Annotated in this window: 24 protein-coding genes; 14 read left to right on the top strand and 10 right to left on the bottom strand. The window is 70.8% G+C overall.

Annotated elements, in window-relative coordinates; all coding sequences use genetic code 11:
• The first annotated feature begins 74 nt into the window (after positions 1-74).
• The gene (locus ABT254_RS06325; protein ID WP_351464351.1) at positions 75-722 is read left to right on the top strand and encodes a phosphoribosyltransferase; all 648 of its coding nucleotides are present in this window, start codon (positions 75-77) and stop codon (positions 720-722) included.
• Between the two features lie 88 nt (positions 723-810).
• On the opposite strand, the gene argG is transcribed toward ABT254_RS06325, so the two are convergent.
• A complete protein-coding gene (gene argG / locus ABT254_RS06320; RefSeq protein WP_351465562.1) occupies positions 811-2,265 on the bottom strand; it encodes an argininosuccinate synthase in 1,455 nt (484 codons plus the stop codon).
• A 132-nt stretch (positions 2,266-2,397) separates the two neighbouring features.
• Here argG and ABT254_RS06315 point away from each other — a divergent pair, with 132 nt between their 5' ends.
• The 4 genes from ABT254_RS06315 (at position 2,398) to ABT254_RS06300 (ending at position 7,652) form a co-directional block, all read left to right on the top strand.
• Entirely contained in the window at positions 2,398-3,486 is a 1,089-nt protein-coding gene (locus ABT254_RS06315; RefSeq protein ID WP_351464349.1) for a hypothetical protein, read from the top strand.
• A gap of 36 nt (positions 3,487-3,522) precedes the next feature.
• Positions 3,523-4,407, top strand: coding sequence for a fructosamine kinase family protein (locus tag ABT254_RS06310; protein ID WP_351464346.1), 885 nt, complete (start codon positions 3,523-3,525; stop codon positions 4,405-4,407).
• Positions 4,408-4,820: 413 nt separating this feature from the next.
• Positions 4,821-7,157: a molybdopterin cofactor-binding domain-containing protein gene (locus ABT254_RS06305; protein WP_351464343.1), complete on the top strand. Its 2,337-nt coding sequence runs from the start codon at positions 4,821-4,823 to the stop codon at positions 7,155-7,157.
• An 18-nt stretch (positions 7,158-7,175) separates the two neighbouring features.
• On the top strand, positions 7,176-7,652 hold the full coding sequence (locus tag ABT254_RS06300; RefSeq protein ID WP_351464340.1) for a (2Fe-2S)-binding protein: 477 nt from the start codon (positions 7,176-7,178) through the stop codon (positions 7,650-7,652).
• A gap of 21 nt (positions 7,653-7,673) precedes the next feature.
• Here the strand turns inward: ABT254_RS06300 and ABT254_RS06295 are convergent, their stop codons facing one another.
• Positions 7,674-8,633, bottom strand: a complete 960-nt coding sequence (locus ABT254_RS06295) for a LysR family transcriptional regulator (protein WP_351464337.1) — start codon at positions 8,631-8,633, stop codon at positions 7,674-7,676.
• Between the two features lie 83 nt (positions 8,634-8,716).
• On the opposite strand from ABT254_RS06295, the gene ABT254_RS06290 reads away from it, so the two are divergent.
• Both ABT254_RS06290 and ABT254_RS06285 read left to right on the top strand, forming a co-directional pair.
• Positions 8,717-9,409: a type 1 glutamine amidotransferase domain-containing protein gene (locus ABT254_RS06290; protein WP_351464335.1), complete on the top strand. Its 693-nt coding sequence runs from the start codon at positions 8,717-8,719 to the stop codon at positions 9,407-9,409.
• Positions 9,410-9,525: 116 nt separating this feature from the next.
• A complete protein-coding gene (locus ABT254_RS06285; protein ID WP_351464332.1) occupies positions 9,526-9,927 on the top strand; it encodes an SseB family protein in 402 nt (133 codons plus the stop codon).
• Between the two features lie 75 nt (positions 9,928-10,002).
• Here the strand turns inward: ABT254_RS06285 and ABT254_RS06280 are convergent, their stop codons facing one another.
• From ABT254_RS06280 to ABT254_RS06260, 5 genes are all read right to left on the bottom strand, one after another.
• Complete coding sequence (locus ABT254_RS06280; RefSeq protein WP_351464329.1) at positions 10,003-11,754, bottom strand: RICIN domain-containing protein; 1,752 nt, start codon at positions 11,752-11,754, stop codon at positions 10,003-10,005.
• A gap of 180 nt (positions 11,755-11,934) precedes the next feature.
• Positions 11,935-12,756 (bottom strand): carbohydrate ABC transporter permease, encoded by an 822-nt coding sequence (locus ABT254_RS06275; RefSeq protein ID WP_351464326.1) that lies wholly within the window; start codon positions 12,754-12,756, stop codon positions 11,935-11,937.
• Positions 12,753-13,724: a carbohydrate ABC transporter permease gene (locus ABT254_RS06270; RefSeq protein ID WP_351464323.1), complete on the bottom strand. Its 972-nt coding sequence runs from the start codon at positions 13,722-13,724 to the stop codon at positions 12,753-12,755. The genes ABT254_RS06275 and ABT254_RS06270 overlap by 4 nt, the downstream gene beginning before the upstream one ends.
• Positions 13,725-13,731: 7 nt before the next feature.
• Positions 13,732-14,979, bottom strand: coding sequence for a sugar ABC transporter substrate-binding protein (locus tag ABT254_RS06265; RefSeq protein WP_351464320.1), 1,248 nt, complete (start codon positions 14,977-14,979; stop codon positions 13,732-13,734).
• A gap of 38 nt (positions 14,980-15,017) precedes the next feature.
• Positions 15,018-16,946 carry a glycoside hydrolase family 127 protein gene (locus ABT254_RS06260; protein ID WP_351464317.1) on the bottom strand — a complete coding sequence of 643 codons (1,929 nt, stop codon included), beginning with the start codon at positions 16,944-16,946 and terminating at the stop codon, positions 15,018-15,020.
• Positions 16,947-17,165: 219 nt separating this feature from the next.
• On the opposite strand from ABT254_RS06260, the gene ABT254_RS06255 reads away from it, so the two are divergent.
• From ABT254_RS06255 to ABT254_RS06245, 3 genes are all read left to right on the top strand, one after another.
• Positions 17,166-18,185: a LacI family DNA-binding transcriptional regulator gene (locus ABT254_RS06255; RefSeq protein WP_351464314.1), complete on the top strand. Its 1,020-nt coding sequence runs from the start codon at positions 17,166-17,168 to the stop codon at positions 18,183-18,185.
• A 54-nt stretch (positions 18,186-18,239) separates the two neighbouring features.
• Positions 18,240-19,028 (top strand): hypothetical protein, encoded by a 789-nt coding sequence (locus ABT254_RS06250; protein WP_351464311.1) that lies wholly within the window; start codon positions 18,240-18,242, stop codon positions 19,026-19,028.
• A 76-nt stretch (positions 19,029-19,104) separates the two neighbouring features.
• Positions 19,105-20,067 carry a class I SAM-dependent methyltransferase gene (locus ABT254_RS06245; protein WP_351464308.1) on the top strand — a complete coding sequence of 321 codons (963 nt, stop codon included), beginning with the start codon at positions 19,105-19,107 and terminating at the stop codon, positions 20,065-20,067.
• Positions 20,068-20,148: 81 nt separating this feature from the next.
• Here the strand turns inward: ABT254_RS06245 and ABT254_RS06240 are convergent, their stop codons facing one another.
• Positions 20,149-20,994: a helix-turn-helix transcriptional regulator gene (locus ABT254_RS06240; RefSeq protein WP_351464305.1), complete on the bottom strand. Its 846-nt coding sequence runs from the start codon at positions 20,992-20,994 to the stop codon at positions 20,149-20,151.
• Positions 20,995-21,095: 101 nt separating this feature from the next.
• On the opposite strand from ABT254_RS06240, the gene ABT254_RS06235 reads away from it, so the two are divergent.
• The 4 genes from ABT254_RS06235 (at position 21,096) to ABT254_RS06220 (ending at position 23,761) form a co-directional block, all read left to right on the top strand.
• The gene (locus tag ABT254_RS06235; protein ID WP_351464302.1) at positions 21,096-21,803 is read left to right on the top strand and encodes an SDR family oxidoreductase; all 708 of its coding nucleotides are present in this window, start codon (positions 21,096-21,098) and stop codon (positions 21,801-21,803) included.
• Between the two features lie 116 nt (positions 21,804-21,919).
• The gene (locus tag ABT254_RS06230; RefSeq protein WP_351464299.1) at positions 21,920-22,180 is read left to right on the top strand and encodes a hypothetical protein; all 261 of its coding nucleotides are present in this window, start codon (positions 21,920-21,922) and stop codon (positions 22,178-22,180) included.
• Positions 22,181-22,339: 159 nt separating this feature from the next.
• Entirely contained in the window at positions 22,340-22,981 is a 642-nt protein-coding gene (locus tag ABT254_RS06225; protein ID WP_351464296.1) for a hypothetical protein, read from the top strand.
• A gap of 165 nt (positions 22,982-23,146) precedes the next feature.
• On the top strand, positions 23,147-23,761 hold the full coding sequence (locus tag ABT254_RS06220) for a sigma-70 family RNA polymerase sigma factor (protein ID WP_351464293.1): 615 nt from the start codon (positions 23,147-23,149) through the stop codon (positions 23,759-23,761).
• A gap of 88 nt (positions 23,762-23,849) precedes the next feature.
• On the opposite strand, the gene ABT254_RS06215 is transcribed toward ABT254_RS06220, so the two are convergent.
• Both ABT254_RS06215 and ABT254_RS06210 read right to left on the bottom strand, forming a co-directional pair.
• The gene (locus tag ABT254_RS06215) at positions 23,850-24,596 is read right to left on the bottom strand and encodes a GntR family transcriptional regulator (RefSeq protein ID WP_351464290.1); all 747 of its coding nucleotides are present in this window, start codon (positions 24,594-24,596) and stop codon (positions 23,850-23,852) included.
• On the bottom strand, positions 24,589-25,755 hold the full coding sequence (locus ABT254_RS06210) for an acyl-CoA dehydrogenase family protein (protein ID WP_351464287.1): 1,167 nt from the start codon (positions 25,753-25,755) through the stop codon (positions 24,589-24,591). The genes ABT254_RS06215 and ABT254_RS06210 overlap by 8 nt, the downstream gene beginning before the upstream one ends.
• Positions 25,756-25,771: the final 16 nt, after the last annotated feature.

The following is a 25,771-nucleotide window of genomic DNA, read 5'->3' as shown; positions in this document are numbered from 1 at the left end:
GTCCGGCGTGTGCGGGGTACGCGGGGAATCGGACCGAGGGGGCCGTCCGCGGGCGGGAAGGAGTGGCGACCGCGATGCAGTTCCATGACCGCACGGAGGCCGGGCGGGAACTGGCCGAGCGACTGCGGATCGAGCAGGAGAAGGGCGTCCTGCCGCACCCGATCGTCCTGGCCCTCCCGCGCGGCGGAGTCGCCGTGGCCCGGGAGGTGGCACGGGCGCTGGATGCCCCGCTCGACGTCCTGGTCGTACGGAAGATCGGCGCACCGTTCCAGGAGGAGCTCGGCGTCGGCGCGATCGTCGGCGACGACGATCCCCTCTTCGACGAGGACGCCCTCGTCCAACTGGGCCTGACCGAGGCCATGCTGGCCCCGGTGGTGGAGCGCGAACGCAAGGAACTCCGCCGGCGCGAACGCCTCTACCGCCAGGGCCGCCCCGCGCCCGATCTGGCGGACCGCACCGCCATCGTCGTCGACGACGGGCTCGCCACCGGATCGACGGCCCGTGCCGCACTAAGACACGTACGGCGTCAGGCCCCCGAGCGGGTCGTGCTGGCCGTGCCGGTCGGCTCGCAGCAGGCGGCGCAGCAGATGCGCGCGGAGGCCGACGAGGTGCTGTGTCTGCAACGGCCGGCGTCCTTCATGGCCGTGGGCCTTTGCTACGAGAGGTTCGAGCAGCTGACGGACGAGGACGTGCTGCGTGCCCTGCACACGGCGGCCGGCTGAACCCGCTCGCTACGGGGGCGTTGATGCACCGACGGAAAGGGCGGCCCGACACCAATGGTGTCGGGCCGCCCCTTTCCGTTCGCGGACGTCAGTCCGTGCCGGACTCCATCGCGGCGCGGTCCAGCAGCGCGTCCTCCTCCGAGACCTCGCCGCGGGAGGCGATGGCCTCCGCGCCGCCCTCCGGCAGCTCCGGCATGGTGCCGATCAGGCCGGTCGCGGCCGCCTGGGAGGCGCCGATGGTGGGACTGCCGGTGCCGATCAGGCCGAGGCCGACGTACTGCTCCAGCTTGGCGCGGGAGTCGGCGATGTCCAGGTTGCGCATGGTGAGCTGGCCGATCCGGTCCACCGGGCCGAACGCCGAGTCCTCGGTGCGCTCCATCGACAGCTTGTCCGGGTGGTAGCTGAAGGCCGGGCCCGTGGTGTCGAGGATCGAGTAGTCCTCACCGCGGCGCAGCCGCAGGGTCACCTCGCCGGTGATGGCCGCGCCGACCCAGCGCTGCAGCGACTCGCGGATCATCAGCGCCTGCGGGTCCAGCCAGCGGCCCTCGTACATGAGGCGGCCGAGGCGACGGCCCTCGTTGTGGTACTGGGCGAGGGTGTCCTCGTTGTGGATGGCGTTGACCAGGCGCTCGTAGGCGGCGTGCAGCAGGGCCATGCCGGGCGCCTCGTAGATGCCGCGGCTCTTGGCCTCGATGATCCGGTTCTCGATCTGGTCGGACATGCCCAGGCCGTGCCGGCCGCCGATGGCGTTGGCCTCCATCACCAGGTCGACGGGGCAGGCGAACTCCTTGCCGTTGATCGTCACCGGGCGGCCCTGGTCGAAGCCGATCGTCACGTCCTCGGTGACGATCTCCACCTCGGGGTCCCAGAACCGCACGCCCATGATCGGCTCGACCGTCTCGACGCCCGTGTCCAGGTGCTCCAGCGTCTTGGCCTCGTGGGTGGCGCCCCAGATGTTGGCGTCGGTGGAGTACGCCTTCTCGGTGCTGTCCCGGTAGGGCAGGCCGTGGGCGACCAGCCACTCCGACATCTCCTTGCGGCCGCCGAGCTCGGTCACGAAGTTGGCGTCGAGCCAGGGCTTGTAGATCCGCAGGTGCGGGTTGGCGAGCAGGCCGTAGCGGTAGAACCGCTCGATGTCGTTGCCCTTGAAGGTCGAGCCGTCGCCCCAGATCTGGACGTTGTCCTCGAGCATCGCCCGCACCAGGAGGGTGCCGGTGACGGCGCGGCCCAGCGGGGTGGTGTTGAAATAGGCACGCCCGCCCGAGCGGATGTGGAACGCACCGCAGGTCAGCGCGGCCAGACCCTCCTCGACCAGCGCCGCACGGCAGTCGACGAGACGCGCGATCTCGGCACCGTACGTCTTCGCACGGCCGGGCACCGAGGCGATGTCGGGCTCGTCGTACTGGCCGATGTCGGCGGTGTAGGTGCACGGGACGGCGCCCTTGTCGCGCATCCACGCGACCGCGACGGAGGTGTCGAGGCCGCCCGAGAAGGCGATGCCGACGCGCTCGCCGGCGGGCAGGGAGGTGAGGACCTTGGACATAGGAAGAGTATGCATGATCTCGCATGATCATGCAAAGCCCGGGTCCGAAGGATGCCGACGGAGCACTCCCCGCACCCCCGATTCCTGGGGGTTCCTGCCCACGGGAAGCCGCCGCTCAGGCACCATGATCGTGTGACATACGCGGTGACTGTGGACGTGGACCTCCCCAAGGGCGCCCCGGAGCTCGACGTTCTTCAGCGAGAGGGCGTCGGCTTCCTGCTGCGCAAGGGGCTCGATTCGATCGCGGCCATCGAGGGGCCCGACGGAATGGAAGTGGACCTGGTGGACGACGTCATCGCCGTCCATCCCGCCGGGGTCCTGCTGAAGCTCTCCATCGACGCACCGGCACTGGAGTTCGCCGAGGACGCCGCCCGTGAGGTCGTCGCAGAGCTGCTGGAGCGCAGCGAACCCCTTGCCGACTGGGAGATCACCCGCTGCGGGGTGGAGCTGCACCCCGACCTGCTGCAGGAGAGCCTGGACGCGGCCGACGGCCCGGACGCACCGCCCGCGGATCCCGCCGAACGCGCGCGCCGGCACGCGGCGGCCGAACCCCCCGCCGGATCGGGCCGTCTCGAGCGTGCCGAGGTCGACGCCATGCGTCACACCCTCCGTGCTCTCGCACCGACCCTGCGGGCCTTCCCGCTCGAGGCCTTCGGCCACCACGAGGACGAGGAGGAGCGGATCGTCAGCCGCGAGGCGGCGGAGATCGCGGCCGGTGCCGTCGTGTACGCCATCGATCTGCTGGTCGACGAGCTCTTCACGGACCTGGCCGGTCTGGAGGAGGACGGGCCCACCGTCGCGGAGACCGACGCGCCGTTCATGGTCCTGGACGATCTGCCCCCGCAGTTCGCCCTGCAGTACACGGTCCTGTTCGTCCGCCGTCTCACCGTCACCGCCGTGACCATGACCGGCCGCCTCACCCAGCCGGACTTCGGCCGGCCAAGCTGTGTCGCCGAGGAGCTGCTGCTGAAGTTCCTGCTCGCCCAGGCCGAGGTGACGGCCGACCTCTACGAGCTGCTGAGCGACGAGGTCGAAACCGCCCTGCAGGTCTTCGCCGACGGGGTGTTCGAGGACACGGACCACGAGTGGCTGTACGCCCCGGCCGCGGACGGCATCACCAAGGGCACCGTGCAGGACTGGTTCATCCCCTTCGGTGACGAGCGGTACGTCCATCCCTACGCCGCGAACGGCGACGGCGACGACGAGGAGCCGCTGGACTGACTCCGGCCGGCTCGAGGCGGTTCTACTGTGGTGTCCGTGCACATCGGCATCCCCTCCGACGGCTCGGACAGCGACGGGCCGGGCGTGGCTGCGGCCAGGATCACCGGGCGTACGGTGCGCGGCGAGCGGCGGTTGTCCGCGGCCCTCGCCGAAGTCGGCCTCGACGACGGGCAGTCGGTGATGGTCAAGCGCGGTGACGGTCCGGGCGCGGTGCAGGCCGAGGCGGCCGGGCTGCGCTGGCTGGCCGGCGCCGGCGCGGTCCGCGTTCCGACGGTCCATGGGCACGACCGGCGCTGGCTCGTGACCGACGTGGTCGCGCAGGGCCCGCCGACGGCCCGGGCGGCGGTGCGGTTCGGGCGCGGGCTGGCCGCCCTGCACGCCACGGGCGCCCCCGCGTTCGGCGCGCCACCACCCGGCGGGCCGGTGGACGCGTATATCGGGCTCGCCCCGATGCGCAACGTCCCCGGCACCGATTGGCCCCTCTGGTACGCCGAGCACCGGGTACTGCCCTACCTGCGCGAGGCCGTCGACCGGGGCACCGTCCGCCCCGCCGAGACGGCCGTGATCGAGCGCGTCTGCGAACGGCTGCCCGAGCTGGCTGGGCCAGCCGAGCCGCCCGCCCGGCTGCACGGCGACCTGTGGAACGGCAACGTGCTGTGGGGAGCCGACGGGCAGGCCTGGCTGATCGACCCGGCCGCACACGGCGGCCACCGCGAGACCGACCTGGCCATGCTCCAGCTGTTCGGCTGCCCGCACCTGGAGGACGTACTCGACGGCTATCGGCAGGCGGCCCCGTTGGCCGACGGATGGGCGGACCGGGTAGCTCTGCATCAGCTCTTCCCGCTGCTGGTGCACGCCGTGCTGTTCGGCCGCGGATACGCCGAACAGGCCCTCGCGGCAGCGCGAAGGGCCCTCGCGTGACGAGACGCGCCCGTCACCGCGCAGACCAGCCGCAGGCCGCGTTGACGACCGCAAGGTTCTCCCGGACCGGAATCGCCTCGGGCTGCGGCCCGTCACGCAGTGCCCGGCGAGCACTCCCAGGTCGCCCAGGCCGTCCCCGCCCTGCGGAGTACCGCTGCCGGCAACCGCCAGATACAGCGCCCTGCGCAGCGTGAGCAGGTGCACGACATCTGGGACATTCCGGAGTGATCGCAGAACCGTGCCTGCCCATGCATGCGGGTTTTCCGCCCGGCCCCGACCCGTCCGCTTCACACCTCCCACGACTTATGGCGTTTCCGTGTGGAAGCGGCTCGGGGATCTTTCGCGGAACGCGCCTGACGTGCACAGTCGGGATCCGCCGTCGAGGCGAGTGCCGCGCGCTTGGAGGACCGCTGATGGGAGCCCACGACCACCCGCAGCCGCAGGACGCCGATCCGGCTCCGGACGGAATCGGGCGCAGACGCTTCCTGGGGTACGTCCTGGCCGCCTCGACGCTCACCGTCGCCGCCGAGCTCGGCGAGGCCGTCCTCGCGCCCGCCCGGGCCGCGGCGGTGGTCCCCTCCGCGCCCGGACCGGCCGAGATCTACGACCTCAACGACATGCTCACCCATGCCACCCTGCCCACCGCGAACCTGATCACCATCCGGGTCGACACCGACGGCACCGCCTCCTTCGCCCTGCCCCGGGCCGAGGTCGGACAGGGCATCACCACCTCCAGCGCGATGCTGGTCGCCGAGGAACTGGACCTGCCGCTGGACAAGGTCCGCATCACCCTCGCCGACGCCCGTCCCGAGCTGTTGTTCAACCAGCTCACCGGCGGATCCAACACCACCATCTCCACCTTCACCCCGATCCGGGTGGCGGCCGCCGTCGCCCGCGGCCGGCTCCTGCAAGCCGCGGCCCTCGAACTGGGCGAGGCCGTCGGCACTCTCACCGCGAAGCTGGGCGTCATCACCTCGTCCGTGACCGGAAGGAGCCTCACCTACGGCGAACTCGCCGAGAAAGCCGCCGCAGTGACGACCAGTCAGGTGTCGGTCACCCTGAGGAAGTCGTCCGAGTTCAAGGTCATCGGGACCCCGCAGCACCGCGTCGACGCCCTGGAGGCGGTCACCGGGCGCAAGAAGTTCGCCATGGACCTGCATGTGCCGGGCGCGCTGCCGGCCATGGTGTGCCGCCCGCCCACGATCAACGGCACGGTCCGCTCGGTCGACAACCTCGACGAGGTGCGGGCCATGCCCGGCATCACCGACGTCGTACGGATCTCCACCGGCGTCGCCGTGCGCGGCCGCACCTTCGGGCAGTGCATCGACGCCGTGCGCGCCCTGAAGGTCACCTGGGGCCCCGGCACCGAGGACGACGCCACCGACGACACCATCCGCGAAGAACTGCGCCAGGCCGAACTCCCGCTGCCCGCCCTCGACCTGCTCACCAAGTCGGTCGACGCCCGCTTCACCTTCCACTTCGCGAGCAACAGCGCCCTGGAGACCAACTGCGCCGTAGCCGACGTACGCGAGGACTCGGCCGAGATCTGGGCCAGTCTGAAGTCCCCGATCACCGCCCAGGAACAGATCGCGCTCAGCCTCGGACTGCCGGCGAGCGCGGTCAAGGTGCATGTCACCCAGGGCGGCGGCTCCTTCGGGCGCAAGCTCTTCCACGACGGAGCCGCCGAGGCCGCCGAGATCTCCAAGGCGACGGGCAAACCGGTCCGGCTGATGTGGCACCGCACCGACGACTTCCGCCACGGCCGCACCCACCCCATGTCCACCTCACGGGTGCGCGCCACCTACGCGCTGGGCCAGGTCCTCACCTACGACCAGCGCCACACCTCCGTGGCCACCGAATTCGGCCACGGCGTCGGCGAGATCATCACCTCCGAGGCGGCCCGGCTGCCCGTCGGCGACCTCACCTTCTCCGAGACGATCTTCACGCTCACCCAGCAGACCCCGTACGACTTCGGTGTCGTCACCCAGCTGCTCAGCGAGACCGACAAGGGCTTCCACACCGGCTCCATGCGCAACATCTACTCGCCCAACGTGCGGTGCGCGCAGGAGCTGATCGTGGACGAGCTCGCCAAGCGGATGGGCAAGGACCCCTATCGGTTCCGCCGCGCCTTCCTGAAGGACGAGCGGGCGCGGGCCGTCCTCGACAAGGCCGCCGAGGTGGGCGGTTGGGGACGCAGCATGCCGGCCGGCACGGCCCAGGGCATCGCCCTGCACCCCGAGTACCACGCCTACGTGGCCGTCCTCGCCGAGATCGACTGCCGCCCTCAGACCACCGGCCGCAAGGTCCCCGACGCCTGCACCGGGCCACGGGTCACCAAGGTCGTCTGCGCGGTCGACGCCGGGCTCGCCGTCAACCCGCGCGGCCTCGAGGCCCAGATGATGGGCGGCATCATGGACGGCATCGCGATCACCCTCAGCTCCGGACTGCACCTCGTGGACGGGCACTTCCTCGAAGGCAGTTGGGACAACTACTTCTACACCCGTCAGTGGAACACCCCGCCGGAACTGGAGATCGTCGTCATGCCGCCGACCACCGGCAGGCCCGGCGGCGCCGGCGAGCTGGCCGTCGCGGGCGCGATGGCGGCCGTGGCCTGCGCGTACGGGCGCGCGACCGGCACCATGCCGACCACGTTCCCGATCAACCACGCGGGTCCCCTCGGCTTCGAGCCGCTGCCCACCACCCCGCCGATCCCGGCGTCCCCCACCGACGGCCTGAGCCGCGCCTACTAGGAGCCCAGGAGGCCCTTCGTGCCCGAACACACCTTCATCCTCAACGGCACACCGGTGACCGTGGACATCGAGGACGACGTACGGCTGCTGTGGGTGCTGCGGGACGTCCTGGGCGTCACCGGACCGAAGTACGGCTGCGGGCTCGGCGTGTGCCAGGCCTGTACGAGCCACATCAACGGCAAGGCCTTCAACCCCTGCAGCGTCCCCGTCAAGGACCTCGGCCCCACCGACGAGGTGACGACCATCGAAGGCCTGCCCGCGACCGTCGGCAGGGAACTCCACCCGATGCAGGAGGCCTGGCTGGAGTACGACGTCGCACAGTGCGGCTACTGCCAGCCCGGCCAGATCATGACCGCCGTCGCCAAGGTCCGCCAGGCCCGCGAGGAGGGCCGCGACATCACGGAGGCCGACCTCGACGAGATCCGCAACGTCTGCCGCTGCGGCACGTACCACCGCATCCGGGAGGCGATCGTGGCGGGTGCGAAGAAGTACTGAGCACGGACGCCTGCGCGCTGCTCAGTTGTCGCGTACTGCCTGGAGCAGGTGGTCGCGGACCAGGGCCACGTGTGGGTTGGTGGAGGCGCCGGGGCGTTGGACGAGGAAGGCGGTGTTGATGGGCGGGTCGTCCGGGTCGTGCAGCAACACCAGGGCGCCCGAGGCCAGTTCGGCGGTGCACAGGTAGCGGGGGAGGACCGTGAAGCCCGTACCGCCTACCACCGCCGCCTTGAGTGCGTTCAGGTCGGGCATGGTGACCGCCGGCTGACAGGCCAGGCGCCTGCCGAAGACATGACGCCAGTAGCGGCGCACGATCGGCAGGTCCTCGGCGTAGGCGACCAGGGGCACGCCGTGGAGGGCGGCGGGCCCGACGGCGGCGATCCCGGCCGGTCCGCCGATGCGCTCGGCCCAGACGGGGGCGGCGACCAGCACGAACTCCTCGTCCGCGAGGGGCACGGCGGCCAGGGCACGGCCGCGTGGCCGGAAGGTCGCGATCACCAGGTCGTGGCGGCCCGCCTTCAGGTCGTCCAGGAGCGGCTCGGTCAGCCCGGGCGTGATGCGCAGCCGTACGCCTCGCTCCACCAGAGGCGTCAGGCCGGGAAGGACGGAGCGGGTCAGGAACTCGTGCGGTCCCGCCAGGTGCACCGGCTCCGGCGGCTGGTCGTCGGCCGGGCCGCCCCGGGCCGTGAGCATGGCGAGGGAATCCAGCGGCTGCACGATCCTGGCGGCGAGCTCGTCCGCGTACGGCGCAGGGGAGACCCCGCGGGCCTGGCGCTGGAACAGCTCCCGGTCCAGCTGCCGCTCCAGCGCGCGCACCTGCGTCGTGACCGTCGGCTGCGACAGCCCGAGCAGACGCGCCGCGGCCGTGAAGGAGCCGGTGCGGTAGACGGCGAGGAAGGTGCGCAGCAGATTCAGATCGAGTGCCGCCGAGCCGCCGACCTGTGCTCTCTCCTGTCGTCCATTGGTTTCCCTATCCCTCATATCGATGAGCCTATTGGATTCCGATGGCTGGCGCGGCTTACGGTTGGATCACCACCAAGCTGACGACCCCTCGGAGACAGAGCATGTCGAAGATCCTTTTCGTGATGACCGGCGTCGACTACTGGACGCTGGCCGACGGCACCCGCCACCCCACCGGTTTCTGGGCGGAGGAGGCCGTCGCCCCCTACGTGGCGTTCAAGGCCGCCGGTCACGAGATCGTCGTCGCCACGCCGGGCGGTGTCGTACCGACCGTGGACAAGGGCAGCCTCGCCGCCGAGTACAACGGCGGGCAGGAGAACGCCGACCGTGTCGCCGGTGTGCTCGCCGCGGCCACCGAGCTGCAGCACCCCATCAGCCTGAAGGACGTGAACCTCGACGACTACGCCGCCGTGTACTACCCCGGCGGCCACGGCCCGATGGAGGACCTGGCCGTCGACGCCGACTCCGGCAAGCTGCTCACCCTCGCCCTGGAGTCCGGCAAGCCGCTCGGTGTCGTCTGCCACGGCCCGGCCGCGCTGCTCGCCGCCGAGCAGGACGGCGTCAACGCCTTCGCGGGATACCGGGTGGCCGCGTTCACCAATGACGAGGAGACCCAGTCCGGCTTCGCCGACAAGGCCAAGTGGCTGCTGCAGGACCGGCTGACCGAGGCCGGCGTGCAGGTCCAGGTCGGTGAGCCGTGGGCGCCGCACATCGTCGTCGACCGCAACCTCCTCACCGGCCAGAACCCGGCCTCCTCCGCCCCGCTCGCCGCGGAGCTGCTCAAGACGCTGGGCTGAGCTCCAGTCGGCGGGTTCCCGGAACACATGACCCCGGGCGACTTCGGGTAGCCGCCCCGGCGGACCGCAGGGCACAACGGGGTGCCCGATCGTTCGACCTGCTGATTGGATCCACCATGACCGACCACTCTCCCGACGGCGCCGCCCCCGCGGTACACCTCGCCCTGCGCGCCGTGGTCCAGGGTGATGCGAACGAGAGGGAGCTGAACACCTTGGCCGGCAGCGAGGTACTGGTGCCGGCCGGTACCGCCACCGCCCCGGAGCAGGATCCCGGAGAGGTGACCCTGCCCGTGTACGCGCAGGAGGACGGAACCGAACTCGTGCCGGTGTTCACCACCCAGGCACGCCTGCAGCAGGCCCTCCCGCAGGTCGGCGGGCATCGACGGATGCCGCTCGGCACGCTCGCCCACCGCTGGCCGTCCGAGACGCTGGCTCTCGTCATCGACGCCGGTACCCCGGAGGAGGTGGCTCTGACGGCTGAGGGGGTCAGGCAACTGCTCGACCGCGGCGCCGCCTGACGTCACATACCGGCTATTCCTTGCGTCATCCTGAGCCCGGGCGTTCCCGCAGCCACGGGAACGCCCGCGCTCACCTCACCGGGACGTCAGCTTCCACAGGTGATCTGCCGTGCCGTTGTCGTCCCACTGCAGGACCTGCGCCCCGGACGAGGTACTCATGCCGGTCACGCCCAGCAGCAGCCCGCTGTTGTAGTTGGCGATCTTGTAGTAGCCGTCGCCGGACGGGATGAGCTGCCAGAGGTGGTCGGCGGTCCCGTTGTCACCCCAGATCAGGGCCTTGCCGCCGTCCGAGGTGCTCATGGAGTCGATGCCCAGCAGCAGCCCGCTCGCCTTGTTGGCGATCTTGTAGAGGCCGGAGCCCGCGGCCGTCAGCGTCCACGACTGGCTGCTGCCCGTGCTCGACGTCGCCTGGACGACCGAGGTGCCCTGCGCGGTGCCCGCACCCGAGGTGTCGAGGGCGAGAGCGCTGTTCTTGTTGGTGATCTGGTACGTCCCGGCCAGCGAGGTCGAGGTGCCGCTCGGGGTGATCACCAGGTGGTAGCCGTCGCTCGCATTCGTCGTCACGGGCACGGTGATCGAGCCGTTCGAGACGGTGTAGTCGGCGTCGGAGATGGTGACCGGACCGGAGACCGCCGTCGTGCGGCCCTTGGACGGCGTGTACTCCAGCTTCACGTGCACGGTCGACCCGAACGCCGACAGCGAGCCGAGTCCCTTGATCTGCACGGCACTTGAACCGGCACCACCCCCGAAGATCACGCCGATCTGGTTGCCTGCGCCGTTGAGCGAGGCCGCGCCGTCGATGCCCGTCTGCGCCGGGGGAGTGGTGACCAGCATGTTCCCGGACATGTCGCCGTACCACTTGTAGAGCCAGTACGCGCCGTTCGGCGAGGCGCCGGTGTCGGTCAGGGTGTCGCCGAGGGTGCCGTAGTGGTTCCAGAAGGCCATCTCGGCGTCATGGACACCCGCCCGCTCGAACTTGGCCGCATAGCTGACCATCGGCCCCGGGACGCCGACCTCGCCGGGGGCGCCGTACTCCTCGATGGCGATCGGGCGGTGGCTGAGGCCGAGGCTCGTCTCCAGCGCCCGGTAGTCGGCCACGTGCGCGGCGATGTTCGCGCTGGTCTGGAGCTCGTGCCAGGCGATGATGTCGGGCACCGCGTTGTTCGCGATGGCGTCCTGGAGGAACGACTTCATCTTGCTGTCGGTGTACGTCGCGAAGCTGGGCCCCTGAATGGGGGTGCCGGCGTCCTTGGACCGGACCTCCTTGTAGGTCCTGGCCCAGCCGTCGTCGAAGGCGCCCGCCGCCGAGGTGTTCCAGGTGCCCTCGGGCTCGTTCCACAGCTCGTACGCACTGATGTTGGTGGCGCCCGAGGACTTCACGGACGCGACCTGCTTGTCCACCGCGGACAGCCAGTCGCTCCAACTCACCCACTTGTAGGGAAAGTTCGGATACCAGTCCGGCATCCGTACGACGACCTTGGCACCGGCCCGCGCCGCCTTGGGCGCCACGACGAGCGCGTCGCCCGCGGGGTTGGGCTCGCCGTTGGGCAGCTGCGAGCCGCCCGGCGCCATCTGCACGAAGGTGTTCGGCTTGAGCGCGGTGACCAGGCTGTCGGACGGGGTGCTCGCGTCGGCGAGGCCGTACAGGCTGCCGGTCGCCACATGGGTGACGGGCCGCAGGGTCTGGTCGGCGTTGACGACCAGGGTGGTGGACGTGGTGGGGGCCGCCTGTGCGGGCGTTGCGACGGCGAGGGCGGCGCCGGTGAGGGCGATCGCACCGATGGCGGCGGTCAGGCGTGCGGGGACGGGGGGTCTTGTGCGGCTCATGACACGGTTCTCCTCATGGAGGGGATGGGCAGGCAGGACAAATCGGCCTGCGGTTCGGCGGCGCCCCGAAGGGGCGCGGGGCTGTGTCGATCTGCGGCTCCGCCGCGTGGGCGCGACCAGCCACGACGGCGCGGCAGACGATCCACGACACATCGCGGCACTTCCTGGCGGCGGGCGCCGTCAGTCCTTGACGGCGCCCGCCGTCACCCCCGCAGCCACATACCGCTGCGCGAGCACCAGCAGGACGGCCGCGGGGACGGACGCGACGACGGCGGTGGCCATGATCGCGTTCCACTCCTGGTTGTTGTTGCCGATGTACTTGTAGATGCCGAGGGTGATCGGCCTCAGATCGCCGCCGCCGTCGAGGGTGTTGGCGAAGACGAAGTCGGACCAGGCCCACAGGAAGCTGAACAGCGAGACGGTGACCAGGGCGTTGCGGCTCACCGGCAGCACCACGGACCAGAAGGTGCGGAAGGTGCCCGCGCCGTCGATGCGGGAGGCGGCGATCAGCTCGCCGGGGATCCCCGACATGAACGCCGTGAAGATCATGACGCCGAAGGGCACGGCGATGGTGGAGTCCGCGATGATCAGGCCCCACCAGGAGTTGAGCAGGCCGAAGTCCAGAAAGATGCCGTAAAATCCCATCGCCATGACGATCCCGGGGATCATCTGCGCGATCAGCAGCCCGAGGCCCAGCGCGCCGCCGCCGCGCGGACGGAGTTTCGCCAGCGAGTAGCCGGCCGGGGCGGCGAGCAGCAGGGTGAGGGCGACCGTACCCAGACCGATCAGCAGGCTCGTGCCCAGATACGGCATCTGGTCGTCCAGGACGGCCTTGTAGCCCTCGAAGGTGGGGTGCAGGGGCAGCAGGTCGGGTGGGTCCTTGCGCATGTCCTGCTGCGGGGTGAGGGACACGTTCAGCATCCAGTACACCGGGAACAGCATCAGCGCGGTCAGGACGAGCCCGATGACCGTGTAACGGCGGGTGCGGGTACGGGACTTCACGCTTCCTGCCTCCTCTGGACGCGGATGTACAGCAGCCCGAAGACGAGCGCGATGAGGATGAGGATGTTGCCGACCGCCGCACCGGGGCCGAACTTGGGCAGCAGCGTGCCGAAGCCCAGTTGGTAGGACCAGGTCGCCAGGGTGGACGAGGCGTCGCCCGGGCCGCCCTTGGTCATGATCCAGATCAGGTCGAACACCTTGAGGGTGTAGACGAGCCCCAGCAGCAGGGTGATCGCGGAGACCGGGCGCAGCAGCGGGAAGGTGATGCGCCGGAACTGCTGCCAGGCGCTCGCCCCGTCCAGTGCCGCCGCCTCGTACAGGTCGGCGGGGATGTTCTGCAGGCCGCTGTAGAGGATGACCAGGTTGAACGGGATGCCGATCCAGATGTTCGCGACGATCACCGAGGTCAGCGCCCAGTCCGGCGAGGTGAGCCAGCCGACCGGGTCCACGCCGAAGAAGTGCAGGAAGTAGTTCACCACCCCCGACTCGCTGTTGAACATCCACGACCACGTAGACGCCGACACGATCAGCGGCAGCAGCCATGGGATCAGGAACAGGGCGCGCAGGGTGGGCGCGAGCCGGAAGTGCCGGTTGAAGAAGACCGCGAGGGCGAGCCCGATGACGTACTGGAAGGCGATCGACACGAAAGTGAAGATCATCGTGTGCCGTATCGCCGGGCCGAACGTCGGATCGTCCAGGACCTTCTGGAAGTTGTCCCAGCCGGAGAACGGCGCGTCCCCCGCCACGAACGACCGCACGGTGTAGTCGCGCAGGCTCAGGTCGAGGTTGCGGTAGAGCGGATAGAGGTAGAAGGCGGCGAGATAGGCGAGGAGGGGGGTGACGAAGGCGAGCGCGGTCAGCCGGCTCCTGCGCCGGTGCCGGCGGCGCAGGGACTCGGCGTCGGTGCCGCTCGCCCCCACCGCGGCGGACGGGGCCCGCCGCGGACGGTCGACCCGGGCGATGGTCATGCCGGCCCTAGCCCTTCTGCGCGCTCGACTGGGCCGTGTCCAGAGCGTCCTGCGGGCTCTTGCTGCCCGACAGCGCGGCCTGGACGGCGGTCCACATCGGCTGGGAGATGGTCGGGTACTTGGTGCCCAGACCGCCGCTGGTACGGCCGCGGGCCGCGGCCACCGCGTCCACCCAGGGCTTCAGCTTCGGGTTCTGCTTCACCTGCTCGGCCTGGACCGCGGCCGTCGGCGCGACGTACTGCAGTGTCGTGTCGGTGGGCAGCAGGTTCGCGTCGCTGGTCAGACAGGTGACGATCTTCTTGCTGACGTCGTAGCGCCCGGTGTCCTTCTGCACGGGCACGGTCACGAACTCGCCGCCGGTCGGCACCGGAGCCGAACCGCCGTTCTGCCCGGGGATGTTGATGATCCCGTAGTCGAAGCCGGCCTTGGCCGCGTTGCCCAGCTGCCAGGTGCCGTTCTCACCGAAGGCGTAGTCGCCGGTGGCGAACTCCTGCCAGCTGGTCGTCTGGGTGTTCTGCAGGACATCCTTGGGGGCGTACCCCGCGTCCACCCACTGCTTCCACAGGGAGAGCGCCGCGACTCCCTTGGCGGAGTCGAGCTTGGTCAGGTCGCCGCCCGCGCCCCAGAACCACGGCAGGAACTGGAAGCTGCCCTCCTCCGTGTTGATCGCGGAGAACGTGATGCCCTTCTTCCCGGCCGACTTGACCTTCTTCAGGGCGGCCGTGAGGGAGTTCCAGTCCTTGATGGAGGCCGCGTCGACACCGGCGGCGGAAAGGACCTTCTTGTTGTAGTAGAGCGCGAGGGTGTTGGCACCGATCGGCACCCCGTAGGGGGCGTTGTCGATGGTGCCCGCGCCGATGATGTTCTTCTGGATCGACTTGGTGTCCAGACCGAGGTCACTGGTCTTGTTGAGGATCCCGGCCTCCACCAGCGTGGAGACGACCGGGTTGTCCACCAGCATCACATCGGGCGCGTTGCCCTGCTGGGCGGCCAGCAGGGCCTTGTTGCCGAGGTCCGTGGTGTCGTACGCGGTGCGCTTGAGCTTCACCCCGGCCTTCGTCCCGCACCCGGTCACCAGCTTGCCCCAGGCCGAGGAGGCGTCGAACTGCGGGTAGGGGTCCCAGAAGGTATACGTCCCGCCGGCCTTGCCGGCAGAGGAGTCCGAGGAGCCGGAGCTTCCTCCGCAGGCGGTCAGGGAGGCGAGGGTGCCGACGGCGGCGAGCGCGGCGAGGAGAGTGCGGCGGGTGGGTATCACGGGTGACCTCGTTGTCGTAGACCGAAGTTGAGCGTGCGTCAGGAGGTGGGCAGCCAGACGCGCATGGCGCCGTCCTGCCGGTTGGCCCAGGCGTAGTAGGGGATCGCCGTGAGCTCGACGGATTCGCCGTCCGTGGGGGCTTCATCGGGGTGGGCGGGCCGGTACGGCCACCAGCCCGCGTCGGGGATGTCGCGCCGCCGCCCGGCCGCCACGACCGTGGTGACCCCGCCGAGCAGGTCCGGGCGGTGCTTGACGGCGAGCGGGCGGGACGGGTCGAGGACGATGTCGTCGAGGCCGCCGCCCGGGTGGTCGACCTGCTCCAGGCAGTACACGAGCGGGCCGCGTTCGATCGCCGCGCAGCCTCGCACGGCGTCCACGCGCGGGTCGCCCGCCGTCAGCCGCGGCTCGAGACCGAGCTCGAGGACGACCTGGTCGCCCGGCTCCCAGGCGCGTTCGATGCGCAGCCAGCCCTCGGTGACCGGGGCATCGGTCTGGTCGTAGGTGACCTCGCCGCACCGCACCCGGAACTCGCGGCACCACTGCGGGATGCGCAGGGACAGCGTCCAGGGCCGCCCGGCCGGGGTGTCCTCGACGGTGAGGGCGATGGTGCCGTGCCACGGGTAGTCGGTCTCGGCACGCACGGCGATCGGCCCGGCGCTGTAGCGGCCGGTGACGTACTGGTGGATCTGCAGGCCGTCCTCGTCGCCGGTGGCGAGGTAGTGCTCCAGGCCGGCCAGCAGCCGCATCACGTTCGGCGGGCAGCAGGCGCAGCGGAACCAGCGGGTGCGGCGCGCCGACTGGTCGCCGCCGGGGTCGGTGTGTCCGTCGCGGACCTGGAGCGGGTTGACGTACAGCCAGCGCTCGCCGTCCAGCGACACCCCGGCGAGGAAACCGTTGAACAGGGTGCGCTCGATCAGGTCGCAGTAGCGGGCCTCGCCGGTGAGCAGGGCCATGCGCCAGCTCCACTGCACGGAGGCGATGGCGGCGCAGGTCTCGCAGTAGGCGCGCTCGTTGGGCAGCTCGTACGGGTCGCCGAAGTCCTCCCAGTCGTGGTGGGCGCCGAGGCCGCCGGTCAGATGGGTCTTGGTGGTGGTCATGGCGTGCCACAACCGCTCGGCGGCGGCGCGGAGTTCGCCGTCCCCGGTCTCGGTGGCGAGGTCGGTGGCGGCGGCCAGCAGGTACAACTGCCGTACGGCGTGGCCCTCGACGTTCGTCGCCTCCCGCAGCGGCACCCGGTCCTGGCAGTAGGCCTCGCCGCCCAGCAGTCCGTGGCCGTGCCGGTCGACGAAGTAGCCGGCCAGGTCCAGATAGCGGCGCTCGCCGGTCTCCCGGTACAGCTCCACCAGGGCCGTCTCGACCTCGGGGTGGCCGTCGATGCCGTCGATCTCCTTGCCGCTGCCGGGCGGACCGAAGACGGAGTCGATGTGGTCGGCGAACCTGCGGGCCACGTCGAGGAGTGCCCTGCGTCCGGTGGCCCGGTGGTGGGCGACCGCCGCCTGGATGAGATGGCCCGCGCAGTACAGCTCGTGGCCCCAGCGCAGGTCCTGGTAGCGCTCACCGCCCTTGACCAGCTGGAACCAGGTGTTGAGGTAACCGTCCGGCTGCTGGGCGGCGGCGACCAGGGAGACGATCCGGTCGACGTCCGCCTCCAGCTCGGCGGACGGGCCCTGGGCCAGCTGCCAGGCCGCCGCCTCCAGCCACTTGTAGACATCCGTGTCGACGAACGGGTACGCACCCTGGAAAGTGCCCTCGACCAAGCCGGCCGCCAGCCGCAGATTGTGCAGGTTGCCCGCGGACTCGAGCAGCTCCGGGCCCTGCGGGATGGAGGTACGCGCGTTGACCTCGCGGCGCGACTGCCAGAAACCGTCGGTCACTTCGGCGCTGCCGGGACGCAGGACGGCGTGGGAGCCGGGGCCCGGACGGACCGGACCGGTGGGGGAGGGCGGGGTGGCGTCGGTGCGGGGCATGGCTCTCCGAGAGGTGGGAGGCGGGGGAGCGACCGGTAGTGGGCAACGATCTGCGCAACCGTTTGCCTCGCCGATGAGTAGAGGGGAGGCAAGGGATCGCGGTCAAGGGCTCTGCATAAGATTTCTCTTGTTGCTCAAGGGTTGGCACTCCGCCGGACCGCCTGCGACCATGGACCGCGCCGAGCCCGCCAGGGACGACGACTGAGCAAAGGATTGCCCGTGACCGAAGCCGCTCCGCGATCCACCACCGCCCGGGCGAAGCTGTCAGACGTCGCCGCCCTCGCCGGGGTGAGCGTCGGCACGGCCTCCAAAGCGCTGAGCGGCAGTGGCCGGATGCGCCCGGAGACCCGGCAGCGGGTGCTGGACGCCGTGGAGACGCTCGGCTTCCGCCCCAACCAGCATGCGCAGAGCCTGCACACCGGGCGCAGCTGGACGGTCGGCCTGATGACCACGGACGGCATAGGCCGCTTCAGCACGCCCGTCCTGCTGGGCGCCGAGGACGCGCTCGGCGCCGGAAAGATCTCGGTGCTGCTCTGCGACACCCGGGGTGACACCATCCGCGAGCAGCACCACCTGCGCAACCTCATGGACCGCCGGGTCGACGGCATCATCGTCACCGGCCGGCGCACGGATCCGCGCCCGCCCCTGAAGGGCCTCGACGGCATCCCCGTCGTCTACGCGCTCTCGCCGTCCACCGACCCCGCCGACACCTCGGTGGTCTCGGACGACCGCGGCGGCGCCCACCTCGCCGTCGAGCACCTGCTCGCCACCGGCCGCACGAAAATCGCCCATGTCACCGGCCCCGAACACCACGCGGCCGCCCGCGACCGCGCCCGCCACGCCGTCGACCTGCTGGAACGCTCCTCCCTGCGACTCGCCACCGGCCGCGTGCACTTCGGGGAGTGGAGCGAGGCCTGGGGCCGCCGGGCCGCCGACGCCGTCCTGCGCACGGCCCCCGACACGGACGCCGTCTTCTGCGGCAACGACCTGATCGCCCGAGGCGTCGCCGACGCCCTGCGCGAGCGCGGGGTGGACGTACCCGGCCGGATCGCCGTCGTCGGGTACGACAACTGGGACACGATGGCCTTGGCCTGCCGCCCGCCGCTGACCACGATCGACATGGACCTCACCGAGATCGGCCGCATCGCCGCCCTGAAACTGCTGGAGGCCATCGACTCCGAGGCCGTGCCGGGGGTGCACACGGTGCCGTGCCGGCTGGTGGTGCGCGAGTCGACCTGACCGCCCCCGCCGCGGCGTTGACGGATACCCGCCGGGCTCCCGACGATGATCGGCATGCGTTTCCTACGGCGACTGCGCGGCGACCTCTCCGCGGGAGAGAACCTGGAGCTCTACGTCACGGCTCTCCTCTCCCTGACCCTCGCCGTACTCGGCGTGTTCGACGTGGCCGGCGGAAAGGTCCTGGCCGCCGCCACCCTGGCGACGCTCGCCCTGCTGGCCGGGAGCCTGCTGGGCGGCAGGCGACAGATCGCCGACCTGGCAGCCGAGGTCCGGGCCGGCCGCTTTGGTGAGGTCTCCGCGGCGGACTTCTTCCGCCGTGACAAGCCCGAGGCCGTCGAACAGGTGCGCGCCGCGCGGGACATCAGGATCGTCGGCATCACCCTCGCCCGCACCCTGCGCAACCTCGTCGACGAACTGGAGCACCGCGCCGCGGCCGGTGCGGTCGTCAAGGTCGCACTCATCGACCCCACGTCCACGGCACCCGCGGAGGCCGCCCGGCGCAGCACCATCGCCGACCGGCCCGAGGTCTACGAGAACCGGTTGCGCCCCTCGATCGACCTGCTCAAGGAGCTCGTGGAGAGGCCGGGAGTGGACGGCAGGGTCGAGGTCAGATTCCTGCCCTTCGTGCCCGCCCACGGGCTGATGCTGCTGGATCCCGGACGGTCCCACGGCATCATCCACGTCGACGTGTATTCCCACAGCTCCGCCAGCGGCGATGCCGTCTTCACGGTGCAGCCGGGGCGCGACGGCCACTGGTACGAGCACTTCCAGGCTGAATTCGAACGCGTGTGGGAATCGGGGCGTCCGGCCGGTGCAGGGGACGGCTTTCCTTCTGCCCGGTGACGGGTGGGACGAGCTGTTCACCGGACGTTCAGGCAGGCGACAATTTGTTCGGTCCCCAGTGAGTAGGTTCCCTTTCATGGCGACTGCACAAGCAACTGACAACAATCCCGGCGAGCTGAAAGACGTCCCGGGCTGGTTTCCGCCGCTGGACCAGGTCCTGTTCACCTGGTTCCTCGAGCGTCAGGAGACGCGTGGCTTCAGGGGCGACTTGCTGGAACTCGGCGCCTACATGGGCAAGAGTGCGATCCTGCTCGGCCAACACCGCCAGGACGGCGAGGAGTTCACCGTCTGCGACCTCTTCGGCGGTGACGCCCCGGACGGAGCCAACCAGGCCGAGACGGCGAAGTCGTACTCCTCGCTCACCCGACAGGCCTTCGAGCGCAACTACCTCTCCTTCCACGACACCCTGCCCAGGGTGATCGAGGCCCCCACCTCCGTGATCTCGAAGGAAGTGGCCCCGCGCAGCTGCCGCTTCGTCCACATCGACGCCTCGCACCTGTACGAGCACGTCCACGACGACATCGGCGCGGCCCGTGACCTCCTGGTGCCCGAGGGCATCGTCGTCCTCGACGACTTCCGCTCCGAGCACACCCCCGGCGTCTCGGTCGCCACCTGGGAGGCCGTGCTCAACCGCGGACTGCGCCCCATCTGTCTCAGCACCCAGAAGCTGTACGGCACCTGGGGTGATCCGCAGCCGGTGCAGGAGGAGCTGCTGGCGATGCTCAGGGACCGCACGGACGTCGGCCTGAGCGTGCAGGAGGCCGCGGGGCACTGCCTGGTCCGCACCCGCGCACAGAAGGGAATGCAGCCGCCGCCCTTCCCGCGCTCCCGGTACTACACGGCGCCCGAGCCGCCCACATCCCCGACGCCCGCCCCCGCCCCCACTTCCGCCGCCCCCGCGCCTTCCGTGCGCCGCCGTCCCCGCTCCCGGGTCCGCCGCATCGGCGTGGACCTGCTGCCCCCGATCGTCACCCGGGCGATACGCCGGGCCCTCGCGCCCGGCGCTCAGGGTGCACCGCGGCGTCCGTTCGCGCAGTAGTCCCGGACCTCGTCCGCGGTGAGCGGGTGGGTCCCGCCCGCCCGCTCCGCTTCCGCCGGTACTGGCCGAGGAGAAGCTCCGCTAGGCCTTCCCGGCCAGGTTCTGCGTGCCGATCACGGAGATGAGATCCAGCTTCTCGGCGGCCTCGGTGCCCGGTTCGGCCGAGTACACGAGGATGTGCAGGTCGTTCTCCTCCACCCGGAGCAGGTCGCAGTCCAGCGTGAGCACACCCACCTGCGGATGCTCGACCGTCTTGCGCGAGGCCGTCAGGCGGCCGACCACGCCCGCGTCCCACAGCTGGGCGAACCGCTCGCTCTTCGCGCGCAACTCCGTTATCAGGCGCCGCAGTTGGCGGTCGGCCGGATAACGGGCGGTGGTCGTCCGCAGCTCCGACACCATGCCGACCTGGAAGGCGCTCCATTCCTCCGGGGTGTGCCGCACCCGGCTGGGAAAGCCGAGGAAGTTGCGCCACACGCCGTTGCGTTCGAACCCGCGCAGGCCGGACGGGTCGCCCATCAGCGCCGCGTACATCGGGTTGGCCAGCAGCAGCGTCATGGCCGCGTCGGAGACCGCGACGGGCGTGTCCACCAGCCGGTCAAGGAGTCGCTGGACGCTGGGCGTGATGAACCCCGGCACCACGTCCGGGCCCGGCGGCACCAACTCCGCCAGACCGTACAGATACGCGCGCTCGTCCCCGGACAGCCGCAGCGCCCGGGCCAGCGCCTCGACGACCTGTCCCGAGGGGTTGGCCGCCCGTCCTTGCTCGAGGCGCGTGATGTAGTCGACCGAGATCCCGGCCAGCAGGGCCAGCTCCTCGCGCCGCAGACCGGCCGCCCGCCGGTGGCCGCCGGAGGGCAGCCCCGCCGCCTCCGGGGCGACCCGGTCGCGCCAGCGCCGCAGCGCCCGTCCGAGTTCCGTCGCCGTCATGCCCCCAGTGAACACCGCGCTCCCCGCATGTGCCTGGTACTCCGAGTCCCAGGAAGAAGGATCTCCTGGCTGATGGGGGTGGGGCGCCGCAGTCTGGACGCATGACGACAACACTGATCACCGGAGCCAACAAGGGCATCGGCCACGAGACCGCCCGCCAGCTCATCGCCGCAGGCCACACCGTGTACGTAGGGGCTCGCGATGCCGAGCGCGGACGCCGGGCCGCCGAACGGCTGGGCGCACGCTTCGTCCTCCTCGACGTCACCGACGACGCCACGGTCGAGGCCGCGGCCAAGACCATCGAGGCCGACGGCGGACTCGACGTACTGATCAACAACGCGGGCATCGAGACCAGGGGCGAGGGCAACACCGTGCCCACCGCCGAGACCGTGACCGCCGACCAGATGCGCAACACCTTCGAGACCAACGTCTTCGGCGTCGTCCGCGTCACCCACGCCTTCCTCCCGCTGCTGCAGCGCTCGGCCGCACCGGTCGTGGTCAACGTCAGCAGCGGCCTGGCCTCGCTGACCCACCTCTCCGACCCCGACCACCCCGCGCACTTCTACCCGGGCGTCGCCTACCCGACGTCGAAGACCGCGGTCAACATGCTCACCGTGCAGTTCGCGAAGGCGTTCCCGAACATGCGGATCAACTCCGTCGAGCCCGGCTTCACCAAGACGGACCTCAACGGCAACACCGGCACGCAGACCGTCGAGGAGGCCGCCCGGATCATCGTGCGCATGGCGCAGGTCGCGCCCGACGGCCCGACCGGCGGCTTCTTCGACGTCAACGGCCCGCTGCCGTGGTGACGTCTCCCAACCGACAGGCGCCGGCGGCTCGGGGATCGACAAAACGGGCTTAGGTGAAAATTCGGCGCTCTCCGCTCGTACTCATGGGCACGACCAGCGAGCGGAGGTGCCGGCTCATGAACGTCGACGACCGGCAGATCGCCGTTGGCGGGGTGCTGGGCGGTGTGGCGGCCCGCTGGGCGTGGCTCATGGTGTGGCTCGGGACGGCGGCACTGGGGTTGGAGCCCGCCGCCCGTGTGCCCGCCGCCCAGCTCTCCGACTCCGGCGAGGATGAGCCGGCCGCGATCGCGGTTGTCGGCGAGGGCCAGGAGGCGGACTCCTCACCGGCCACGCCACCGACCCGGGCACCGGCCCTCCACTGCTGCTGTTCGCCCTGACGCTGCGACCCCGCGCGACCACAGATGTCGGACCGAACTCCCGCCGAGTTCCCGCCGGTTTCCGTGGTCTGGATCACACGCTGTGAAGTGAGTGGGGGCACCTGTGGGTTTCCGTACCCCTGCATGACGAGCGACGCCCGGATGCAAGGATGAGGCGCCATGACAGCAGGGTGGTGTTCTCGCACGATACGGGCCGCGGTGTTCGCGGCCGTCTGCGTGCTGCTCGCCGCCCTGGGCCACATCCTGATGTCCGGCAGCGAGGTGCCCGCCTGGGCGTTGGGCGCCGGAGCGGGCGCCACCGGGGGCGTCGGCTGGTGCCTGGCGGGGCGGGAGCGCGGGCTGCCGTTGATCGTGGCGGTCGTGGTCGCCGTCCAGACGGTGCTGCATGAGGCGTTCTCGCTCGCCCAGTCGGTGACCGAGGCGTCCGGCTCGGCGGCCGCCATGGACATGAGTGGCATGGGCGCGATGCACATGGACACCATGGACATGGCCCACATGGATCACATGGGTCATACGGCGGGCGGCGCTTCGGCGTCTGCGGGCATGCTCCTCGCCCACCTTTCGGCCGCGCTGCTGTGCGGGCTGTGGCTGGCGTACGGAGAGAAGGCCGCCTTCCGTATTCTCCGGGCCGTCGCCGGACGGCTTGCCGCGCCGCTACGGCTGCTGCTCGCCCTGCCGGACACCCCGGAGCGCCCTCGCCCGCACCTGCGGCGTCGCCGCTCGGACCGCGAGCCCCGTCTTCTCCTTCTCGTCCACGCGATCGCCTCTCGGGGGCCTCCCGTGGGGACGGCTGTCGCCTGACGACAGCCGGCTTCCCGAGGCTGCCCGTGCGCGCCTCGGGCCACGGCCGTACGACCGCACCGGCGCCGTAGCGCCCTTGTGCCGTAGGCCGTCCCCCACTCACCGGACCGCCCGCGCCCTCGTGCGCCCCGGTCCGGATCAAGGTCGACCTGAGAAGGACACCAGGTGATTACCTCTGCCCTGCCGACCTCGCGCGCCACGGACAAAGCAGCGGCGCTCGACGAGTCGATCACGGCCTGTGCTCTCGCTGCCCGGAGCGGCGATACGGACGCCGTCGAGCAGTTCGTACGCGCCCTGCAGCGCGACGTCCAGCGCTACGTCGCCCACTTGTGCGCCGACCCGCAGGCGGTCGACGACCTCGCGCAGGACACGTTCCTGCGCGCACTCGGCAGCCTGCACCGTTTCGAGGGCCGCTCCTCGGCGCGGGCGTGGCTGCTGTCCATCGCCCGCCGAGCGGTCATGGACAGCTACCGCCACGCCGCCGTCCGTCCCCGCCTGTCCGACGTGGCGGACTGGCAACTGGCCGTCGAACTGTCCCAGCCGCGCGACCTGCCCGGCTTCGACGACGGCATCGCCCTGCTGGACCTGCTGGCGGCCCTGCCCGACGAGCGCCGGGAGGCGTTCGTCCTCACCCAGCTGGTCGGTCTCCCGTACGCGGAGGCCGCCGAGGTCAGCGACTGCCCGATCGGCACGGTCCGCTCCCGCGTGGCCCGCGCCCGGGCGAGCCTGATGGACCTGCTGGAGGACGCGGAGGAGCCCACCGTGCCGGCGGCGGTCTGAACCGTCGTAGGAGGGTGCCGGGGCGACCGCCCCGGCACCTGGGTGAGTCGACCGCCACGGTCGTCCTCGAGGTCTGTATGCCGGCCCCTCACTGACCGCTGCGTCGCAGCCGCACGCGGTACGAGTAGTGCTCCGGCAGGAAGTGGCTGATGGCCAGTTCGACGAGCCGACCGGCGACCGTCTGGTAGACGCGGTCGACGCGCAGCAGGGCGCGGCCGGGCTCGCAGCCCAAATGCTCGGCGATCTCCGGGGAGGCCTCGGCGACGGTGATGCTCTGCTCGGCCTCGGCGATCGGTTCGGGCAGCCGCTGGTCGAGCAGGCCGATGACGGTGAAGGCGTTCGGTGTGCCCGGCAGCGTCAACTCGTCGACGGTCTCCAGCAGTCGGCCGACGGCGGGCGGCAGCCAGACCGACGTGTGGCAGAACGCGACGTCCTCGTGCAGCCGTAGAAAAGCCAGCTTGTGCACCCGGTCCGTGTTCAGGCCCAGTCGCCCGGCCGCGTCGACGTCGACGCGTCGGTGCAGGGGCGTGACGACGTCCATACGGGTGTCGAGGGACAGGCCCATCAGGTCGTCCACCGAGCCGAACTGCCGCAGATACTGCTCCTCGCGGGGAGTGGCGAACGTGCCGCGCCCCGGCACCCGGTAGACCAGTCCCTCGGCCACGAGGTCCTGGAACGCCCGGCGTACGGTCTGCCGGCTCACACCGTAGGTCTCGGCCAGCTCCGCCTCGGTGGGCAGCCGGACACCGTCCGGGTAGTCGTGCCGCAGGATCGCCGCCCGCAACTCTTTCCCGAGCCGCGAGTACGTGCTCTCCCTCTGCGCTTGCTCAGCCATCGAGACCGCCCCTCGCCACCAGCTGCGCGGCGATCACGTTCCGTTGGATCTCGTTCGTGCCCTCGCCGACGATCATCAGGGGTGCGTCGCGGAAGTACCGCTCCACGTCGAACTCCGTCGAGTAGCCGTAACCGCCGTGGATCCGCACGGCGTTGAGCGCGATCTCCATCGCGGTCTCCGACGCGAACAGCTTGGCCATGCCCGCCTCCATGTCGACCCGGCGCCCGGCGTCGGCCTCCCGGGCCGCATGCAGCGTCAGTTGGCGGGCTGCCGTGAGCTTGGTCGCCATGTCGGCGAGGTAGTTGCCGATGGACTGGTGGCGCCAGATGGGTTTGCCGAACGACTCCCGTTCCTGGGCGTAGCGCAGCGAGTCCTCCAGGGCCGCCCGCCCCACGCCGAGGGCACGGGCGGCGACCTGGAGCCGCCCGGTCTCCAGCCCCTTCATCATCTGGGCGAAGCCGTGGCCCTCCTCGCCGCCCAGCAGGGCGTCGGCCGGAACGCGGTAGTCCTCGAAGGACAACTCGCAGCTCTCTACGCCCTTGTAGCCCAGCTTGGGCAGATCGCGGGAGACGACGAGGCCCGGTCCGTGCTCGGCGAGCAGGACCGAGATGCCCGTATGGCGGGGGGCGGCGGCCGGGTCGGTCTTGCACAGCAGCGCGATCAGGCCGGCGCGGCGGGAGTTGGTGATCCAGGTCTTCGCCCCGTTGACGACGTACTCCCCGCCCTCGCGTCGGGCGACGGTCGTCATCGCCTGGAGGTCCGAGCCGCCGCCCGGCTCGGTGAGCGCCATCGTGGCGCGCACCGCCCCGGTCGCCAGCCTCGGCAGATACCGCTGCTTCTGCTCCTGCGTGCCGTACAGCACCAGGAGTCTGGAGACGACGGTGTGCCCGCCCATCGCTCCGGCCAGGCTCATCCAGCCGCGCGCGAGTTCCTCGGTGACGAGTACGAAGCACGGTGTGGAGACCGGGTTGCCGCCGTACTCCTCCGGGACGGCCAGGCCGTAGATGCCGAGTTCCTTCATCCGCTCGATCAGGTGCTCGGGATAGGTGTCGGCGTGCTCCAGCTGCTGGACGACGGGCCTGACGTCCTTGTCGACGAACTCCCGCACGGTCCGGACGACGAGGCGTTCGTCGTCGGAGAGGATGTCCAGGACGCTCATGGGGCGCAACTCCACA

The organism is Streptomyces sp. NPDC001137, assembly GCF_040298885.1.
Taxonomy (GTDB): domain Bacteria; phylum Actinomycetota; class Actinomycetes; order Streptomycetales; family Streptomycetaceae; genus Streptomyces.
This window is presented reverse-complemented; position numbering and strand designations above follow the sequence as displayed.

Bases quoted from the DNA above. Each gene is read 5' to 3' on its own strand.
- ABT254_RS06325 (WP_351464351.1), top strand. From the start codon at position 75: ATGCAGTTCCATGACCGCACGGAGGCCGGGCGGGAACTGGCCGAGCGA.
- argG (WP_351465562.1), bottom strand. From the start codon at position 2,265: ATGTCCAAGGTCCTCACCTCCCTGCCCGCCGGCGAGCGCGTCGGCATC.
- ABT254_RS06305 (WP_351464343.1), top strand. From the start codon at position 4,821: ATGGGAGCCCACGACCACCCGCAGCCGCAGGACGCCGATCCGGCTCCG.
- ABT254_RS06295 (WP_351464337.1), bottom strand. From the start codon at position 8,633: ATGAGGGATAGGGAAACCAATGGACGACAGGAGAGAGCACAGGTCGGC.
- ABT254_RS06290 (WP_351464335.1), top strand. From the start codon at position 8,717: ATGTCGAAGATCCTTTTCGTGATGACCGGCGTCGACTACTGGACGCTG.
- ABT254_RS06285 (WP_351464332.1), top strand. From the start codon at position 9,526: ATGACCGACCACTCTCCCGACGGCGCCGCCCCCGCGGTACACCTCGCC.
- ABT254_RS06280 (WP_351464329.1), bottom strand. From the start codon at position 11,754: ATGAGCCGCACAAGACCCCCCGTCCCCGCACGCCTGACCGCCGCCATC.
- ABT254_RS06270 (WP_351464323.1), bottom strand. From the start codon at position 13,724: ATGACCATCGCCCGGGTCGACCGTCCGCGGCGGGCCCCGTCCGCCGCG.
- ABT254_RS06260 (WP_351464317.1), bottom strand. From the start codon at position 16,946: ATGCCCCGCACCGACGCCACCCCGCCCTCCCCCACCGGTCCGGTCCGT.
- ABT254_RS06250 (WP_351464311.1), top strand. From the start codon at position 18,240: ATGCGTTTCCTACGGCGACTGCGCGGCGACCTCTCCGCGGGAGAGAAC.
- ABT254_RS06245 (WP_351464308.1), top strand. From the start codon at position 19,105: ATGGCGACTGCACAAGCAACTGACAACAATCCCGGCGAGCTGAAAGAC.
- ABT254_RS06240 (WP_351464305.1), bottom strand. From the start codon at position 20,994: ATGACGGCGACGGAACTCGGACGGGCGCTGCGGCGCTGGCGCGACCGG.
- ABT254_RS06235 (WP_351464302.1), top strand. From the start codon at position 21,096: ATGACGACAACACTGATCACCGGAGCCAACAAGGGCATCGGCCACGAG.
- ABT254_RS06230 (WP_351464299.1), top strand. From the start codon at position 21,920: ATGAACGTCGACGACCGGCAGATCGCCGTTGGCGGGGTGCTGGGCGGT.
- ABT254_RS06225 (WP_351464296.1), top strand. From the start codon at position 22,340: ATGACAGCAGGGTGGTGTTCTCGCACGATACGGGCCGCGGTGTTCGCG.
- ABT254_RS06215 (WP_351464290.1), bottom strand. From the start codon at position 24,596: ATGGCTGAGCAAGCGCAGAGGGAGAGCACGTACTCGCGGCTCGGGAAA.
- ABT254_RS06210 (WP_351464287.1), bottom strand. From the start codon at position 25,755: ATGAGCGTCCTGGACATCCTCTCCGACGACGAACGCCTCGTCGTCCGG.